The organism is Faecalibacterium sp. I2-3-92 (assembly GCF_023347315.1).
GTDB classification, from domain to species: domain Bacteria; phylum Bacillota; class Clostridia; order Oscillospirales; family Ruminococcaceae; genus Faecalibacterium; species Faecalibacterium duncaniae.
Window position 1 is genome coordinate 1,961,905 of the sequence record NZ_CP094470.1, and the last position, 15,057, is coordinate 1,976,961.

25 protein-coding genes are annotated in these 15,057 nt (G+C 52.7%); all 25 read right to left on the minus strand.

Annotation, left to right across the window (positions count from 1 at the left end; all coding sequences use genetic code 11):
• Positions 1–7: 7 nt before the first annotated feature.
• Positions 8–319, minus strand: a complete 312-nt coding sequence (locus MTP42_RS09550; protein ID WP_022257343.1) for a hypothetical protein — start codon at positions 317–319, stop codon at positions 8–10.
• On the minus strand, positions 312–1,154 hold the full coding sequence (locus MTP42_RS09555) for a class I SAM-dependent methyltransferase (RefSeq protein ID WP_158401576.1): 843 nt from the start codon (positions 1,152–1,154) through the stop codon (positions 312–314). Before MTP42_RS09555 ends, MTP42_RS09550 begins: the two co-directional genes overlap by 8 nt.
• Positions 1,147–1,896 carry a hypothetical protein gene (locus MTP42_RS09560; protein WP_022257345.1) on the minus strand — a complete coding sequence of 250 codons (750 nt, stop codon included), beginning with the start codon at positions 1,894–1,896 and terminating at the stop codon, positions 1,147–1,149. Before MTP42_RS09560 ends, MTP42_RS09555 begins: the two co-directional genes overlap by 8 nt.
• Positions 1,893–2,480, minus strand: coding sequence for a ParB N-terminal domain-containing protein (locus tag MTP42_RS09565; protein ID WP_022257346.1), 588 nt, complete (start codon positions 2,478–2,480; stop codon positions 1,893–1,895). The genes MTP42_RS09560 and MTP42_RS09565 overlap by 4 nt, the downstream gene beginning before the upstream one ends.
• A 194-nt stretch (positions 2,481–2,674) precedes the next feature.
• A complete protein-coding gene (locus tag MTP42_RS09570; protein ID WP_022257347.1) occupies positions 2,675–3,241 on the minus strand; it encodes a hypothetical protein in 567 nt (188 codons plus the stop codon).
• A 101-nt stretch (positions 3,242–3,342) separates the two neighbouring features.
• Positions 3,343–4,035, minus strand: coding sequence for a hypothetical protein (locus MTP42_RS09575; RefSeq protein ID WP_022257348.1), 693 nt, complete (start codon positions 4,033–4,035; stop codon positions 3,343–3,345).
• Between the two features lie 124 nt (positions 4,036–4,159).
• The gene (locus tag MTP42_RS09580; RefSeq protein WP_155515288.1) at positions 4,160–4,312 is read right to left on the minus strand and encodes a hypothetical protein; all 153 of its coding nucleotides are present in this window, start codon (positions 4,310–4,312) and stop codon (positions 4,160–4,162) included.
• A gap of 421 nt (positions 4,313–4,733) precedes the next feature.
• Positions 4,734–5,045, minus strand: a complete 312-nt coding sequence (locus MTP42_RS09585; RefSeq protein ID WP_022257351.1) for a hypothetical protein — start codon at positions 5,043–5,045, stop codon at positions 4,734–4,736.
• Positions 5,033–5,602 (minus strand): ASCH domain-containing protein, encoded by a 570-nt coding sequence (locus MTP42_RS09590; RefSeq protein ID WP_187156372.1) that lies wholly within the window; start codon positions 5,600–5,602, stop codon positions 5,033–5,035. Before MTP42_RS09590 ends, MTP42_RS09585 begins: the two co-directional genes overlap by 13 nt.
• 243 nt (positions 5,603–5,845) lie before the next feature.
• Positions 5,846–6,157: a hypothetical protein gene (locus MTP42_RS09595; RefSeq protein ID WP_022257353.1), complete on the minus strand. Its 312-nt coding sequence runs from the start codon at positions 6,155–6,157 to the stop codon at positions 5,846–5,848.
• Entirely contained in the window at positions 6,150–6,821 is a 672-nt protein-coding gene (locus tag MTP42_RS09600) for a hypothetical protein (protein WP_022257354.1), read from the minus strand. Before MTP42_RS09600 ends, MTP42_RS09595 begins: the two co-directional genes overlap by 8 nt.
• 4 nt (positions 6,822–6,825) lie before the next feature.
• Entirely contained in the window at positions 6,826–7,338 is a 513-nt protein-coding gene (locus MTP42_RS09605; protein ID WP_022257355.1) for a hypothetical protein, read from the minus strand.
• Positions 7,335–7,805: a hypothetical protein gene (locus MTP42_RS09610; protein ID WP_022257356.1), complete on the minus strand. Its 471-nt coding sequence runs from the start codon at positions 7,803–7,805 to the stop codon at positions 7,335–7,337. Before MTP42_RS09610 ends, MTP42_RS09605 begins: the two co-directional genes overlap by 4 nt.
• Complete coding sequence (locus MTP42_RS09615; RefSeq protein ID WP_158401693.1) at positions 7,798–8,031, minus strand: hypothetical protein; 234 nt, start codon at positions 8,029–8,031, stop codon at positions 7,798–7,800. Before MTP42_RS09615 ends, MTP42_RS09610 begins: the two co-directional genes overlap by 8 nt.
• The gene (locus MTP42_RS09620; RefSeq protein WP_022257358.1) at positions 8,006–8,227 is read right to left on the minus strand and encodes a hypothetical protein; all 222 of its coding nucleotides are present in this window, start codon (positions 8,225–8,227) and stop codon (positions 8,006–8,008) included. Before MTP42_RS09620 ends, MTP42_RS09615 begins: the two co-directional genes overlap by 26 nt.
• Positions 8,214–8,360 carry a hypothetical protein gene (locus tag MTP42_RS09625; RefSeq protein WP_187156371.1) on the minus strand — a complete coding sequence of 49 codons (147 nt, stop codon included), beginning with the start codon at positions 8,358–8,360 and terminating at the stop codon, positions 8,214–8,216. The genes MTP42_RS09620 and MTP42_RS09625 overlap by 14 nt, the downstream gene beginning before the upstream one ends.
• A 6-nt stretch (positions 8,361–8,366) precedes the next feature.
• Positions 8,367–8,921 carry a DUF7694 domain-containing protein gene (locus MTP42_RS09630; protein WP_158401692.1) on the minus strand — a complete coding sequence of 185 codons (555 nt, stop codon included), beginning with the start codon at positions 8,919–8,921 and terminating at the stop codon, positions 8,367–8,369.
• Positions 8,908–9,288, minus strand: coding sequence for a YopX family protein (locus MTP42_RS09635; RefSeq protein ID WP_249257204.1), 381 nt, complete (start codon positions 9,286–9,288; stop codon positions 8,908–8,910). Before MTP42_RS09635 ends, MTP42_RS09630 begins: the two co-directional genes overlap by 14 nt.
• A gap of 74 nt (positions 9,289–9,362) precedes the next feature.
• Positions 9,363–10,448 carry a DNA polymerase III subunit beta gene (locus MTP42_RS09640; RefSeq protein WP_187156370.1) on the minus strand — a complete coding sequence of 362 codons (1,086 nt, stop codon included), beginning with the start codon at positions 10,446–10,448 and terminating at the stop codon, positions 9,363–9,365.
• Positions 10,438–11,424 carry a DUF5131 family protein gene (locus tag MTP42_RS09645; RefSeq protein WP_158401689.1) on the minus strand — a complete coding sequence of 329 codons (987 nt, stop codon included), beginning with the start codon at positions 11,422–11,424 and terminating at the stop codon, positions 10,438–10,440. The genes MTP42_RS09640 and MTP42_RS09645 overlap by 11 nt, the downstream gene beginning before the upstream one ends.
• Complete coding sequence (locus tag MTP42_RS09650) at positions 11,421–11,621, minus strand: hypothetical protein (RefSeq protein ID WP_055188397.1); 201 nt, start codon at positions 11,619–11,621, stop codon at positions 11,421–11,423. Before MTP42_RS09650 ends, MTP42_RS09645 begins: the two co-directional genes overlap by 4 nt.
• On the minus strand, positions 11,614–11,808 hold the full coding sequence (locus MTP42_RS09655; protein WP_055188399.1) for a hypothetical protein: 195 nt from the start codon (positions 11,806–11,808) through the stop codon (positions 11,614–11,616). Before MTP42_RS09655 ends, MTP42_RS09650 begins: the two co-directional genes overlap by 8 nt.
• Positions 11,798–13,993 carry a PcfJ domain-containing protein gene (locus MTP42_RS09660; RefSeq protein WP_022257365.1) on the minus strand — a complete coding sequence of 732 codons (2,196 nt, stop codon included), beginning with the start codon at positions 13,991–13,993 and terminating at the stop codon, positions 11,798–11,800. The genes MTP42_RS09655 and MTP42_RS09660 overlap by 11 nt, the downstream gene beginning before the upstream one ends.
• Positions 13,980–14,528: a DUF7666 domain-containing protein gene (locus MTP42_RS09665; RefSeq protein ID WP_158401688.1), complete on the minus strand. Its 549-nt coding sequence runs from the start codon at positions 14,526–14,528 to the stop codon at positions 13,980–13,982. Before MTP42_RS09665 ends, MTP42_RS09660 begins: the two co-directional genes overlap by 14 nt.
• Positions 14,519–15,055 carry a Cas9 inhibitor AcrIIA9 family protein gene (locus MTP42_RS09670; protein ID WP_022257367.1) on the minus strand — a complete coding sequence of 179 codons (537 nt, stop codon included), beginning with the start codon at positions 15,053–15,055 and terminating at the stop codon, positions 14,519–14,521. Before MTP42_RS09670 ends, MTP42_RS09665 begins: the two co-directional genes overlap by 10 nt.
• Positions 15,056–15,057: the final 2 nt, after the last annotated feature.

A 15,057-nucleotide genomic window follows, 5' to 3' on the forward strand; every position in this document is an offset into this window, starting at 1 on the left:
CCCTCCCTTATACCGTTACCGTTACATGGCCGTGCACACCGTCGGTCACATCCGACTCGACCTCGACCCAGTAGGGATGAATCTCCCCCGTGAGCCACTGCTTCAACTTGCAGGCGGCGTCCTCAATGACAAGGCTCTTGCCATCCAGCTGCTCACGAATGAACTTGTCGATTTCGCAGTAGTCCGGGATCCACTTCTTCGGAGTGATAGTCACGGTGAAGTTGTTCGTGTAGTCTGCCTTTCCGATAGGGCAAAAGCATCTGCACTTCTGGGTGTACTTGATTTTCGACACCCCATACTCATTCTTGAACTTAGGCATTTTCCTCTCCTTTCGGCTTCTGGACGATGAACAACAGCTCTTTCGCCTCACGCGGGAATGGGATAGCCATAAACGCTGTGAGAAATGCAGACGGGACATAGGACTTCATGCGTTCATAGAAATCCTTGAGCGCCGACGGCTGTTTGGAATAGAACTCGTCCATTTCGCGGACGCTGGTGACCAAACCGACCTCCTGCACAATACTGAATCCGATTTCGGTCAGCTTGGCTTTCAGTTCATCGTAGCCCCACTCATAGACATGAGCGCGGTACTGGGTCTGATACCCATTGCCTGGGGTGTTCGGACAGGAGAGAAACATCTTTGCACCCGGCTTCATCACCTTGTAGCATTCTACAAGGCTTTTTGCGCCGTCCGTAGGGTGCATATGCTCGATGGCGGAGGTGTAAATCACGAAGTCGGCAAAGCCCGCCGGGATGACCTTAGACATCTCTGCGACGTTGCCCAGCTTCCAGCCCACCCGGAACGGGTAGTAGGAGGCCAAATCCTTGGGTTCGAGGTTCTTTGCAGTTGCGCCGCGCATCGCTTCCTTGATGTTCGCCTTGCTGATGTCCACTCCAGTGTAGGATGCAATGTCCTTTGCGTAGTAGCGCAGCAGCGGGAGCATCAGAGAGCGCCCACAGCACACATCCAGCACGTTCATCCCCTTTTTCGCCATATGGGCGGCGGCGAGGTGCTGGATATAGTTCATAACGTCCAGATTTGTGAAAAATCCGTCTCTGAACTGCATATAAAAATTCCGCATCTGGTAGGTGGTGCAGAGAATCTTTTCCCTGTCCATGCCATCCTCGACGCGGTAGACGATTTCTTTATCCACGCCATTTTCCTTTCGTATCAAGGTATTTCTGGTACTTTATCCACTCTCTCAACGAGTACTCCCGGCGGCGGCGATAGTCTGCGCCGATCATCCCCTTGGGCGGTCTGACCACGACCATCTCTGTGCCATTGAAGTATGACAGCCCTCCGAAATTGACCTGTGTGGTCCATGTCGTGCTGTCCACGCTGTAAAAGCCGAAACTCACTGCATCCTTTTTGGTGTACCCCAGACCATGCACCCGCACCCCGCAAGAATTTGCATACTGCACCAAACGACGGATATAGCCGTACTCGCTGGGCTGTATGTGCTTGATTGCGAAGCCGCCGATGCCGATATAGGGATAATCCCTACACAGGCGCTTGAACTCGTCCAGACCACGGGAGCGGTGCCAGACCGGAATGCTTTGCTTTCCTGTCTCTGCTTCAAGACGCGCTCTCATGCGTTTTACAGCGTCATAGCCTACGATGGAATCCACATCCAGCTCGAAGAAATGCTGCACGTCGTTGCGGTTGATAAAGTCGATGTATCGACTCAGGTAGCCATCCCAATCTACTGGCTTTGAAGAGGCTTCTATGCCGTGCATAAAAGTAAACGCCCCGCTGTCGAGCAGGAACATTTTCCATTTTGGAATCTCTTCGATTTGCCAGGGCCGAATGTAAAAGAAACTCTCCAGAACGTATTCCGGGCGGTACTCTTTTACAATCTTCTCGGCTGGGAATGTACCCGCCAGACACAACCTCATGTCTCAAACCATTCTCCGCAGTGCGGGCATTGGATGAGCTTAGAGCCGCTCTGCTGCGGCACAGCGGGCTGAGAAGATTCCGGTTGGGTAGATTGCTGGGTCTCGGTGCTCTGCCCTGCATTGGCCGCTTTGAGCGGCTGTTGGACAGGTTCCGTAAAGAATTCCTCGAAGTCGGCATCCTCCACTTCCCGAAGAAGCCCATCAAGTTCCACTTCGCTGAAACCCGTGTCCGTCAAATCGACATCCAGAGCTTTCAGCGCGTCCATTTCGGCGCGGAGAACATCATCATTCCACGAAGAAGCCTCGGCCACCTTGTTGTCTGCAATGCGGTATGCGCGGATTTGCTCATCCGTCAGGTCATCGACCCGAATACACGGCACTTCGTCCATGCCAAGCCGTTTTGCGGCCTCATAGCGGGTGTGTCCTGCGATGATGGTTCCTTTTCCGTCAATGAGGATGGGGACACGGAAGCCAAACCGCTTGATGCTCTGCGCAACAGGCTCAATGGCCGCTTCGTTGTTCCGGGGATTGTTCTCATAGGGATGGATCTGCGAAATATCCTGATACACTACTTGCTGATTCATTTTTTCTCCCTTCTTTGCTATCCCGCTGGCGTTGCGGGTCAAATTGGGGAGCGGCGGTTTTCTGCCTCCTTTCCGGGCATAAAAATACCCGCTCGGTGGCGAAACCGGGCGGGCAATGCGCTATGATTAGAATTTTACGGTATTATTCTACCACATTTTTCATGCCGTGTAAATGACATGATTTTGACATCGGCCTACTCCATGTCCAAGGCATCAATGCCGAACATGAGCGCCGAGATTTTTTCAACGGCCGCATCGTGGTCTCGGTATGCCTGACGGGTGCTCACGCCCTCCAGCGCCGCAAGCTGCTCAATGGACTTGGCCTCGTCGTCAATGTACATTGCTTTGATGATGCGGTAGCCGCGCTTATGGGCCTCATTCTTGCTCTGTTCGCAGTACGTCTCGTACAGGGCCAGCATTGAATCAATATGACGAACCATGATTTTTGTACGGCGGCAGGAGTTGCGGATCGATTCGACCGTAATCGCGTTATTGCGCTGAAGCATCATATCAAGCAGTTCCAGCGCAGTTTCTTCTTCCTTGCCGTCATGGTCACCCGTTTCGTCCGTATAGACCGCGCCCGTGCAGTGCTTCTTGAACATTCGATAGTTTTTCAGCAACAGCTTCGTGTTTCGAAGTCGGCGGTCACAGCGGCCTGCGGCTTTGCGGGTCTGTTCTGCGATAACTTCCTTGGCGCCCTCACGAGCGGCCTTTCTTGCGGTTTCCTGAATAACGGCCATCATTTCTTCCGGGATAGTCATTTTGCGCACCCTCCTGTTCTATCGTTGCCAAAATACATCAATTTAGGTATAATAGACTTGCTCTATCGGGGGATTGCGCAAGCGATCCTCTTTTTTATTACTCAGATAGATTTCATCCTGCGGGTCACCTCGCTCTGACTCAAAACCGCCAGCGGCACACGCTTGATGCCCCGCTCTGCCGCCATCTTAGCCGATACGGCCTCCATCGCCCGCAGCATATCCGCACTCTGGGTCTCTGCGAAGCCACCGGGCAGGATATGATTCTTGCTTTCCCGCATATCGTTGACTTTGAGTTCTTCCTGCAAAGCCTGTTCCGAACAGCGGCGAAGCAGCTCCATTGCGTAGGCTTCACCGTCCTGCTCTACCCATCCGATGTACTGCCGGTAATTATCCAGCGTTTCCCGCTTCAGGCGGGCAAGCCGTTCCTTACCGAAACCGAAGGTCAGGTGCGTTGTCGCCGCCATAACCAACCATGCAATTTCTGCACCCTCATTCTGGGCCATGCGAAGCTGTTCTTCCTTGCGGTTGCGCGGGGCCTTGGTCTGCGGAAGCCGGACCTCAAAATCACAGATGCCCTTCAAGTCCTCCCGCATAGCATCCGTTGCGCTTTTGCGGTTCTCGGTCAGGATTTTTGTTTTGTACCGCTGCTGAAACTCGTGCATTTCATTACAGGCCCGCTCTAGGCGCGTAGCTCCAATGCCCTCTTCCTGGTGCATGGCCACTACCATACACCAAGTGAAGATCTGCGCCGTCTTATCCCGTTCATCGGCCCGCTGCTGGCGAATGTTCTTCATCTGTTTTGCCATCTCCAATCTTTGCATCCGAAAATTTTTGCCAGGATTTTCTTGTGCTTACTGCAATCCCAGTAGTTCTTGCACCACCGACACTGACCATTGCACAGGAACGACAGATGCGCTTTCATGTACCCTCCTTTTTTCTTCCGGCCGATTTTCCGGCCATTTGATTTACGGCCCAAGACCATCCAGCCATAGGCAGCGCGGCCACGATCAGGATGATAGATGCCACCGCCGTCACCGTCTGGTCTGAAAGAACTTCACGAATCAGATTCATTTTTTGCTCCCTTTCCGCACGCCGATTGGAGCACTTTCCTTTCCGTCCGCCGATTGAAGTACTTAACCGGGGAAACTCCGCGTTCATCACAGTCTTTGTTGTTGAAACTGACGATGGCACCGCAAGTTCTCTTATTGGTGCACCGAATACATTTCACGCCCGTACCACTCATAACCTCATAGGTAGATGCGCCGCAGAACGGGCATTCCTTGCTCTTAGGCTCGATGTGTGCTTTCATTTGCTCTTGCCCCCTTACAACACCCCATGTAATAATCCGTAGGCTCCCAGTCAGAAAGAACAATTTCACCAATTTTGTCGCACCAGCTGTCGCCCTCTCCAATGTACATACAGTTCGGGCAAGTGTCGGGATTGCACCGCTTCTGTGGTTGGCCTTTTCGGTTATAATGATGTCTCTTAGTCATCAGGATCCTCCCCTGCGCACCGGCTTCTTACCATTCCCGGCAAACTTGTCAGGCCGTTCGTCGCTCATTCCGCGGGCCAGCACCAGCGCTCGCTGGTCATTCGGCATCTGGTAGACACAGCCAGTCGAAATGTGTATATACAGGTCATTCAGCACAGCACGGGCAATTTCTGCGGTTTCATACTGTCCCAGCCGATACACCGCACCGCCGCCCGTAGGAACAGCCTTGATTTCGTGCTCAGGACTCACATACACGCTGGTGCACTGGGCAATGTTCGTGATGGAGTCCCATTTTTTGTTCATGACGTACATTCTGCATCCTCCACATAGCACCAGCTTTGGGGTGCCCTCTTGACTTTGAGCGGTTCAAAACAACATCCTGTCTGTAACAGCCGCGTGTATGTTTCCAGCGGTCTCGGCTGGTCATAAATCTTCAATTCTGAAATATGCCACGCCCAGCCTTGACCGTGCAGATATTCCCAAATCTGGTCTCTGTCCATGCACGCCTGCTGCTCAAAATCATCCGGTGTATGATTCAGCGGGGCAACTTCATAGATTTTGTCGCAGACAAATTCGCCAACAACCATCTGCGTTTTTCCGCGAACGCTGTCCGGCAGTAACTTATCGAACTTTACGAATACAGGCTTTCCATGATGGATTTCGCCATCCATCGTTTCTTCCCCGTCTTTGAAAATAGTGATAAGCTGTTGCGGTGCTTTTGTGCAGTAGATGTACACCTTGAACGGTTTTCCTTTTTCATAAAGGTGCTTCGGATAATTTTTCCGAACCTCCATAGTTTTCTTACCTCGCAAGATGAGGTCACACCATTCCGGCCGGATACTCAGCAGAACAGCTTTACCCTGGACCATAATAATCAAACCCCCATACATCGTGATAATACTCTGCGCTACGAACTTCTTCGCCGCTACCAATAGAAGGAAGAACCCCCAGCATGGAAAGGTCATTCCAGCGCTGCCTGTATATGCACCTTTGGCACTCCCTATTTAGGGTGATGGGGTGGTTGTGGAACGGGACAAGGTCAGTTTCGCAAACCTCTTCCGTGGTCGCCCCACAAGAAGGACATATCCAGATAATTTTTGCCATAGTCGGTCTCACACTTCCCAGTCTTCAGGACAGCCCAAAACGCATTCACCATCCCCGTTATCGCTGGTCGGCCTGTCAAAGCAGCAGCCCTCGCACCCACCTGTGCGTGATTTACAATGGTTCCTTATGGCAATCGCCATATCAACAGGATCCATCAATAAAGCGTTGGGTGCTTTCTCGTCGGTGCCTACCTTGCGCAGAATCTCGCAGGTTTCTTTCATGCCCTGCCGATTTTTGCAATGAATGACCACATCGTAGGTGTCATCGTACAGCTCGAATTCGCCATCATCATTGCGTATAAGTAAGATTTCTTTACTCACTGCGTACCTCCCCGTCGTCTAAACAGCCTTTGAGCTGTTCGAGCTTTTCGAGCACGATCTGCTGTACCTCTTCAGGCTTGCCGACGATCTCAACGAGCTGCGCCAGCATGATGTAAACATCCGCGATTTCTTCCCTGACGCTCTCGTGGGCGACCTTGATCTTCGCACCGTTGCGGTAGTTGAAGGTTACGGCCCGCTGGAGATTGCAGATCGCCTTCGTGAGCTCTGACATTTCCTTGATCGCCATCTGGAGCTGAGGGGCGGTGCCGTACCGATTGATCGCCCGCCGGATGGTACTCAGACCGTAATTAGGAATGACCGGGATTCCTGCATCCTCGTACCATTTGAGCTTTTCCCGCAGGGTCGCGTAGGCCCACAAAATCGTGTAGTGCTCTGCGATCAGTCCGTCAATGCTCTGCTTCGGGTCGTCGAAGAGGTGATCGGTCAGACTTTCGGAGAGCTCCATATCGTTGCAGCCCAGATCGATGCTGCTGCCATGCCCCTTGACGAGCTGCCGCGCATACTCGGTCAGTGCCATTTCAGGTTGCCGCAGCCATACCCAGCCGTCCTCGCTGACGTCAGTAAAGTTGAGGGCAGTCTGAAAATTGTTCACCGGGTTATCGGTCGTCAGCCTCGGAACACTCTTAATCTTTTGCTTATCCATTTGCTCACCCTTCTTTTTGAATCATCGTCATATCGTAGCCGCTCTCCACAAACTTCACGCAAAGGTCGTGATTGATTCCATTTCCGAGATATGTATAGATGTCCGTCATTTCCTCCAACGTAAAATTCGTACCCAGCAGCTTGTTGATGCCCTCAAAGTGGAGTTTTCTTTCCTTGGGCGAGACTGCTTTAATTGCAGTCCGCGTAAGCCACTCCAAAATTTTTGCTTTCAGCTGGGTTTCGTTGGTCACATCTTTCAGGCTGAAGCCGGAATCAGTTCTCAGACTGAAAACAAGTTCGTTTTGCATATTCACGAACGACTGCGGAAACGCCGCCTGAATTTTCCTCGACCACATGGTATCGAAAATGTTGAATTTTTCTACACCGGCTACGGCTTCCGGTTCTTCTTTGGCAAGATAATCAATCGTGTTTTCGACATCTGCCAGCGTGTGAATATGTCCCAGTGAACTTTCCATGCTCAGCACAGCTTTCAGCTGGTCAGCGTTAAGCGTTCTCATTTTTTCACTACCTCCTTCGGCGGCAAAGGCATCCACCCAACCACAGGAGAATCAACACGGTTGTTGTAAACATCCTCCGGGTTGAAATAACGATATTCCCACCAGCCTTTGGGGATGAGATAATCGTCATGCTCTTCATCATAGGTGCCCCACTCGAAAATCTCTTCCCAGTAGAACTTGCTTTTTTCGGACAAAACAGTGCCATCTTCGTAGTGGGCCGTCGTAATCCCATATCCGCCGCAGGCTGTTTCAAACAGAATCAGCACTTCCGTCTCAACTTTCGGAGGATCCTTGTCGGGGTCGCGCCAGAAAGAAAGTAGCGCTCCTTCCTGTGCAACAGGAAGTTTCTCGACCTTTTCCCGCGCTACCCGGAGAGTCGCAGAAACAACATCATTCGCACTCGGCTTCTGAATCGTGTTATACTCCAGGCATTTCAATACGTCCTCACGGTTGATGTACTCAGCCATTGTCTTCCTCCTCATAAATGTCGAGCTTCATGTCCAGTGTGTACGGGGTGTCCACCGCGACGTCTGCGTCCGGGTCAAACTGTACGTCCAAGCTCCCATCTTTCAGCGAAATGGTGAGCACGCAGTTATTGAGCTTTGTCGTAAAGCTGTCACCATCGTTCAACTTCCCATGGTCAGCCGCGTACAGCTCCAGCGCCGCTTTAATCGCTGCGTTCGACTGTTCCATCAATCCCTTTTCGTTCATCTGAAATCACCTTCATCTTCACCACATTGAATTTTTCATACTCCGGGTAGCAAGCTCTAGCCATCGCCTTAGCCCGTACAGCAGCACGCTTAATGCCCTTTTCATCGACAACAACGCACGGCAGGAGTGCAGAGCCACGTTTCCCGGATGCAGCGATAAGCATCTCATACTTTGCCATCGTCTCGTCCTTTCTCTGGTTTCGGCGGGTGCGCTTCGCTCTGGCGGTCTATATCACCATCCACGTAGCACGCCGCATAAATCAGAAGTGCAGCCATCACCGCCAGAACCACCAGCACAATCCAAAGCCACATTTTGCATCACCCTCCCAGAAGATTTTTCATCATATACCCGGCCATAGCCTGTGCATATGCCTGTTTAGGAACGTCCGCCGCGCCATTCTCTTCCAGCAGCTCTTTGATGCTGTGTTCGCGTCCTGCGCCGTCAATGGCCCGAACTCTGGTACTGCCGTGATTGACCGTCACCGTTTTCTTATCGCGCGGGTGGATGCCGAACGGAAGCTGGAAACCTTTCTCAAACACCCAGAGGTGATAGCAGTCGCAGACGTCCACCAGCCGGTCCTGCGTTGGGAACACTTCGACGGCAACTCGCTTCTCGCCGAACAGGTCGTTTTTAATTTCCATCTTGACGGCCCACGGGATATCCCCGCTGCCGTCACTCCGGCCAACGCCCTCTGCCGCCGTAATCGTGACGTGTTCGACCTTGCCCCATTCCGTGCGGAGCAAACGAGACATCACGCTGTACTTCTGGTCTTCGCTGATCCATGCCCGATCCATCTCCCTCATCCAGCCGTGATAAGGTACTCCCAGCTCTTCAACCGCCTGTTTCGGGGTAATCGTCTCAATCCACTTCATGTTGCTGCTCCTTTCCAGTGCTCGTGCCCATCAGCTCCGGCGTGTCCACTACATTTCCAACCACCTTTGCGGTCAGAACCAAGCTTGCAAGACCATGCTCGACAAACTCCTTTCGGTTCTCCGAAAATTCTGCGTAGAATCCGATATGGCCTACGCCGTAGTCGATGTATTCGCCGTATCTTACGGCAAAAATCACATCTTTGCCGCATCGATCGTCTTTCAAAATGTCCCCCTCAAAAACAGGTGCCCCGTTTCCGTCCGTCAGAGTCGTGTTCATGCCGATCGTAAACGGCTTGACGAGATGGGCGTATGCCGGCTCTTGCTCGGAGTTGATGTACCAGCCCTCACCTGGGCGACTGTTCTTCACACCCGGAGAGCGAATCAAGAATCCTTCATGCCAAGTGCCATCTGGGGACTGCCCACGAAAAGTTCTACCCCGCATCATGCTTCCTCCTTGACCTTGACAGGAAGCACCAGCGCTTCATACTGCGGCTCAATCAGCTTTACGGGGGATAGAGGACCGACCACCCATGCGCTGACCTCGTCTCCTTCCATCGACTTCAATGCCTCGCTCAGGAACTCCAGATTAAAGCCGATTCGCAGGCGCTCATCCAGCTTTCCGTTGAAAGAAAATTCCTCATTCATCTGCGCAATCGTGCTACGCATCGATGCTCTACCTGTGCCGCCGGGTTCCAGATCCATCACCAAGGTGCTCTTTTCCTTTGCGTCTGCGGACCGAGCAAGTTTGACGCGTCCCAGAACGCCCAGCAATTCTTTTCTGTCAAGCACGATTCTGGTTCCCCCACTCTTTTGGGCTACAATTTTGCTATAATCCAGAAACGGTTCTGCGATCAGGCGAGACTTTACCTCAAAATTGTTGTCACTGAAAACGGCCTTTTTGCGGTCTCTTTCAATACTGACGCTCCCATCAAGGCACAGCGTGTCAATCGCCTTTGCCGTTGCCGCCGGAAGCACAAACTTGAAGTTGCCATCGGCGGTGCAGTCGATTCGGCTGATGGCCATTCTGTACCCATCCAGGGCGCAGATTTCCAAAGTATCGTCGCCGTTGTGGGAAAAGCACAGCCCTTTGTGCGCCGGATGCCGATCCTCCTTGGACACAGCGTATAGAACCTTTGAGATGGCCCAGCTCAAATCATTCGCTCTCACCACGCAGCGCTTCGCATCCTTTCCCGGACCATCAAATGTGGGGTAATTCTCTGCCGGCGTCGTGCTCAACCGTGCCCGCGCCGTGCCGGACTCTATGACCAACCCGCTCTTTGTCACGTTGATGTTGATTTCAGGGGCTACTGCTCCGCTGATAAAATCCACTCCACGCGGCGGAATAACGACACCCTGCGGAACCGGGCTGGAAAGTTCTGCCCGAATGCTCAGTTCCAAATTCGTTGCGAACGCATCCGGGCCACTCAGCAGGATTCCCGTGCTGTCGTTGCCCACTGCGCGAACCTCCGGCACCGCTGTTCGGAGCTTGGAGAACAGCGCTCCAATTTCGCTTCGTTCAAACTTCATCGTCTTTTCCTTTCTCAAAATTGTCTCTACTGAACTGCTCATAGCATTCCGGGCACATATAAGCCACCCGCTCCGGGCTATCTCCACGTTTTCTGCGCAAGAGCAGCGCGTACATTTCTTTCATCGGTCTGTACTTGCCACAGACCGCGCAATACTCCCACAGACGCTCCTTCTGCACGTCACTGGGAACTCTCTGAAGAAGCGGCTGTGGTTTCTCGCGCCGCATATTCTCAGCACCCACCACGCTTTCCATGCTGCTCCGCATGAAGACAGGCGTGTCGGTCGCATCCGCTGACGTAAGAATATCTTTAATCCACTCCGCTTTCGGAATGACCTTTCCGACGTTTCGGCCCGTTTCCGCGCCGATGATGACCCACTTCAACTTCTGGAACGCTTTTGTCACATCGCCCTCAAACGGGCCAAGGAGCGGCTCTATCGCTACGAACGCATTATAGTGTTCGTTCGCCCATACGCTGCTTTCTCTGACCGTCGCCGTCGAACCGTACCAGAAATTCTTGTTTTGGGGTAGCTTCTCGTGATTCGCAAGTTGCTTATAGCGTTCCGGATACTGCGTCAGAAAAATGTACTGATGCTGGGGCGCTTCATCAGCCGCCGCAAACACCTGAAGAATCCATTCTTCAGGAACCCACGGCCCGAATAAATCGCCGTCTGTGCATACCATAATGCTTGAGCCAACTTTGACCTTTTGCGGCCAGTCGAAACGGTATTTGTGCATGGTGGGCAGAAACCCCGTTGGACTGTTCAGGAAGCGCTGGCTCTTCGTTTTCCAAGGGGTATCCAGCTCAAAGAGCTTTTCTCCCACCTGCTGAACTTTCGGTCTCTCTGCCAAATTTCGGCGCCAATCGCTTGCAAACCGTATCGCGCTTTTCCTTGCATAGCAGTACCGACAATCTTTCAGGCACCCTGTCACCGGATTCCAAGCATAATCGGCCAACTCGTTTTTCGTTCTGTTCACCGATAGATCCTCCCCGTTTGGTTATCCACGAGAACGATTCGCTCCACAATTTCAAACCCGGCGGCACCTGCCACATAACGCAGGACGTGGACAAGCTCGCTCACACGAGCTTCTTCCCTCTGGATGTTGCTCTCTGCCCGGACTCGTGTAGGGTCCGGCGCACCGCTGGGATTGTGGTTCTTCCGAGTATCAGGCATTGTTCTCTCCTTTGTCCAAAACCATGAAATAATCGTAATTGGTGCCCGGATTGGTATTCGGACGACGGCGTACAATATCAACTCGGTATCCTGCTTTCAGGAGCAGGCGCCCCAAATCCAGACGCTCATCTTCCGAAAGGCCTTTTGCTTTGGCGGGCGCGAGAGAAAGTTCAATTTTAGCCGACACGTTTTTCCACCTCCATCAAGTCGTGCATCAGTTCATCAACGAGCAGCTTTCCAGCATTTGCTCCCGTGCGGATAATGTTTCCGTTCTCCTTCAGCTCTGCAAACTCCTGTGCGCGGATTTCCTTAGACTGCCGTGCAAAATCAATTTCCGCCGCTGTCATGCGGCTCTGCACAACCTGTTGCCATTCCGCAATAAACGGTTTCGCACCCTCCAAATCGGCGTACTGGTCGTTGTTATAGCTGCGCTTTTGGCGGACAGTGCCGCCCGGTTCCACCTCCAAGGTGTACCACGGGGTATTCGGGTCGGCTTTGCGCCGCATGAAGAAGATGTAGCTCTCACGTTTGGCAATGCGCTCAAAGTATCTGGTCCCGCGCTGGATGCAGTGGTCAAGAAATCTACTCTCCTCCAAAATTGCCTTTGCTCCATCCGGCACCCGAATGATGTATTCCGCTCCATCGTACTCATAGATTTTGCGGACTTTCTTGTAGATGTTCTCGATATGGAACTGATTCTCCAGCTCCTTGGCGTCCTTTTTGATGCTGCTTGCAGCGCCTCTCAACGCATCCTTTCGACGCCGCTTATTGCGCTCCAGAACCAAATCATCATGGCGGCGCTTGAGATCCAGCGGGAAACGAACCTTTTCAAGATTCAAGTTCATCTTCATCTGTCCGGCCATATCGAGATAGTCCAGCCAGTCCGATGCAACTTGAAGAGCAATCTGGCCGTTGTAGCTTCCGGTGGCTCGCCTTGTCTGCTGACGGAGATATTTCAGGCTCCGCGTCATTCCGCTTTCCTGCAATGTCTTGGCCATTCCTGAGAGTTTTCGGATGTTAGCCGTCATTGCCATGTTCTTGCCATTGATTGCAAGGCCGGCTTCTTTCCATTCCAGCGCATTATCCACCTCGCGGAACGACTTTTTGCTCTGCGAGACTGCGGCCAGTTCCTGACGGTTCAAGCCAAACACGCCGTAATAGGTTTCTGCGCGAAGATTGATGCGGGTGCTGTGCTCATATTCGTCGTACACCTGAGAGCACAGAGCGTCAGCCCAGCCCGTTTTGACAAGGCTTTCGGCCATCGGATACCGATTCACAATTTCCCACTGCCGAACTTCCCACGGAAAATTGAGGTGATTATCGTACTGGTACATCCATTCAGATTTCAGCACTTTCCGAACATCACTCTCAAATTGGTCAGTGTGGGATGCCAGCGTGTACGGCTGATACGGGCCAGAGGGGGCAAGCAGCATCGCGGACAGCTTCGGGCGCTGGCACATGATATACTGAGCTTTTTCGCCCCAGTCGCGTTTCCACTGCTTGATGGTCTTTCCGTCCGTCCACCAGATTCCACGGCCGTGAAATTCCGGTTCTGCCCGATGATTTTTGAAATCGAAATACACCAGATAGCGGCGAATCCAGACTCCATCCCCCTGCGGCTTGCTCCAAAGGAATGTCCTTGCGGCCCATAACCTTTTGACCGAATAGCGGGTATTGCGAACCTGCATTTTCTCCCCGCAGCACTCGCACGTCGCTGTGCTCTTGTGTTTGAGCAGTTCCGACAGCGTATATTCACCACCGCAGCTATCGCACCTTGCCCGCTGAATCGAGATTTTCTTCTCAACGCCGCCGGGTTCGATTACGTTCTGTTTATCATTGGTGACCCAGAGAAAGCCCGCATCACTGCACACTTTCAAAACTTGTTTACTGAGATCTTCCGGCGGCTCCGGCAGATTCTCAAAGAGCTTCTTGGTCTCAGCCGCCTGTCGTGCGTTGCGCTCTTCGCGCTTCTTCCTGGCATGAGCCGACAGTGCATCTTCTACAATGCCAATCAGATATCCCGGTCTGCAGTCATCAAAATAGTTTTGCAGGAGTTCCGATTCTCCCTTTGTTGCCGGCACTTCGGTCCTCCACGTCAAACACTGGCAGGGCTTGACCTCAATTTGACGCGGCGAAAGCTCACCTTTGGTCGGGTTCTCGTTCCCGCGAAGCTCCCCCGTCCAGTAATCCCCGAAAAAGCGCCACACGACCAGCGGCTTTTCCTTTTTGTCCCAGACGGCCACCGTCAGCACCTTTCCCTTGATGTAGCGGCCCATGCCCTGCCCCTCGGCAACTGACATACACAGCGCCGCATCCAGCTCTGGCCGTTTCGGCTCCGGTGCATAAAGTTTCAATTCTTCAGCCTTTTTCATTGTGTGCCGCCTCCAAACTCTCTGCCGTGTAGTTTTTCCCCGGCAAAATCTTCACGCCGTCAATCGGCTGTGCAATGCAGATAGACTCCTGCTGATCTCGAATGATGAAGCAGAGCCATTCTCCCAGTTCTCCGGCCAGTTTTTTACCCCGGCCATATGCGACATGAAATGGCCCTTTATAGCTGTCCTCAAACTTCTCCGCAGGATGCTCAAACACATAGTTGGCGTGCATCAGCAAAAATTCTTCTGCTGTTAGCTTGCGGAGGGGAACCAGCTTCGTACAGCTGCTCCGGCTTCCGTAGCCATCCTCGTCAACATCGCCCCCGGCCGCAACTGCCCAAAACTCATTCTTTCCGTTCCATGTGTACCAGTTCAGGCAATCCCACGGGTCTAAGCAATAATGGAATCCTGTGCTGGCGCACATGGCCTTTTCCGTCTCATTCAGCTCGTTCGGAACATACCGGAATGTTCCGTTTCCAAGCGTTGCAACCAGCCCCGGCTTGAATCCCTTGAATCCCAAAATCATCAGAACCATCCCTCCAAGGAAAGCTGCATCGAATCCTCGCTCTGCTTTTCTTTCTTCTTTGCAGGCTTTTTCTCCGGTTTCTGCTTCTTCTGGTCGGTTTTTCCCTTTTTCGGCTCCTGCGGTTTCGGAATATTCGGGGCGGCGTCCTCCGGTTTGATGGTTGCCGGCGCCCGCATCTCTTCTTCCGTCGGCGGCGTCCCGGTAAGATTGATGTTCATCGAAAACGAGATTTCAGCATTGGGAAAATAGAACTGCACGGCCTTGCGGTACGCTTCAAGGTCAGACAGAACCTCTCCCGCATTGTGTACGACTGCCGCGCAGCATTCCGAGAATGTGCGCTCCGTGTTGCAAACGACCTCAGCGAAGCGCGGCTCCTGATCTGCAAAGTTCAGCAGTGCCCGCAGCACATAGCTCTGAACGCTCGCGGCGGCGCGCCCGCCTTTGAACAGCTTGTCCTCTGCTTCCAGCTTCTCTTTTGCCTTGGCCCGCCAATCGACAAACTCTACTGTGGTTGTGGTGTGTGTGGTGGAATCCATAT

Coding starts and splice junctions, on each gene's coding strand:
- MTP42_RS09550 (WP_022257343.1), bottom strand. CDS start 319: ATGCCTAAGTTCAAGAATGAGTATGGGGTGTCGAAAATCAAGTACACC.
- MTP42_RS09560 (WP_022257345.1), bottom strand. CDS start 1,896: ATGAGGTTGTGTCTGGCGGGTACATTCCCAGCCGAGAAGATTGTAAAA.
- MTP42_RS09565 (WP_022257346.1), bottom strand. CDS start 2,480: ATGAATCAGCAAGTAGTGTATCAGGATATTTCGCAGATCCATCCCTAT.
- MTP42_RS09570 (WP_022257347.1), bottom strand. CDS start 3,241: ATGACTATCCCGGAAGAAATGATGGCCGTTATTCAGGAAACCGCAAGA.
- MTP42_RS09575 (WP_022257348.1), bottom strand. CDS start 4,035: ATGAAGAACATTCGCCAGCAGCGGGCCGATGAACGGGATAAGACGGCG.
- MTP42_RS09580 (WP_155515288.1), bottom strand. CDS start 4,312: ATGAATCTGATTCGTGAAGTTCTTTCAGACCAGACGGTGACGGCGGTG.
- MTP42_RS09585 (WP_022257351.1), bottom strand. CDS start 5,045: ATGTACGTCATGAACAAAAAATGGGACTCCATCACGAACATTGCCCAG.
- MTP42_RS09590 (WP_187156372.1), bottom strand. CDS start 5,602: ATGGTCCAGGGTAAAGCTGTTCTGCTGAGTATCCGGCCGGAATGGTGT.
- MTP42_RS09600 (WP_022257354.1), bottom strand. CDS start 6,821: ATGGATAAGCAAAAGATTAAGAGTGTTCCGAGGCTGACGACCGATAAC.
- MTP42_RS09605 (WP_022257355.1), bottom strand. CDS start 7,338: ATGAGAACGCTTAACGCTGACCAGCTGAAAGCTGTGCTGAGCATGGAA.
- MTP42_RS09610 (WP_022257356.1), bottom strand. CDS start 7,805: ATGGCTGAGTACATCAACCGTGAGGACGTATTGAAATGCCTGGAGTAT.
- MTP42_RS09615 (WP_158401693.1), bottom strand. CDS start 8,031: ATGGAACAGTCGAACGCAGCGATTAAAGCGGCGCTGGAGCTGTACGCG.
- MTP42_RS09620 (WP_022257358.1), bottom strand. CDS start 8,227: ATGGCAAAGTATGAGATGCTTATCGCTGCATCCGGGAAACGTGGCTCT.
- MTP42_RS09625 (WP_187156371.1), bottom strand. CDS start 8,360: ATGTGGCTTTGGATTGTGCTGGTGGTTCTGGCGGTGATGGCTGCACTT.
- MTP42_RS09630 (WP_158401692.1), bottom strand. CDS start 8,921: ATGAAGTGGATTGAGACGATTACCCCGAAACAGGCGGTTGAAGAGCTG.
- MTP42_RS09640 (WP_187156370.1), bottom strand. CDS start 10,448: ATGAAGTTTGAACGAAGCGAAATTGGAGCGCTGTTCTCCAAGCTCCGA.
- MTP42_RS09650 (WP_055188397.1), bottom strand. CDS start 11,621: ATGCCTGATACTCGGAAGAACCACAATCCCAGCGGTGCGCCGGACCCT.
- MTP42_RS09660 (WP_022257365.1), bottom strand. CDS start 13,993: ATGAAAAAGGCTGAAGAATTGAAACTTTATGCACCGGAGCCGAAACGG.
- MTP42_RS09665 (WP_158401688.1), bottom strand. CDS start 14,528: ATGGTTCTGATGATTTTGGGATTCAAGGGATTCAAGCCGGGGCTGGTT.
- MTP42_RS09670 (WP_022257367.1), bottom strand. CDS start 15,055: ATGGATTCCACCACACACACCACAACCACAGTAGAGTTTGTCGATTGG.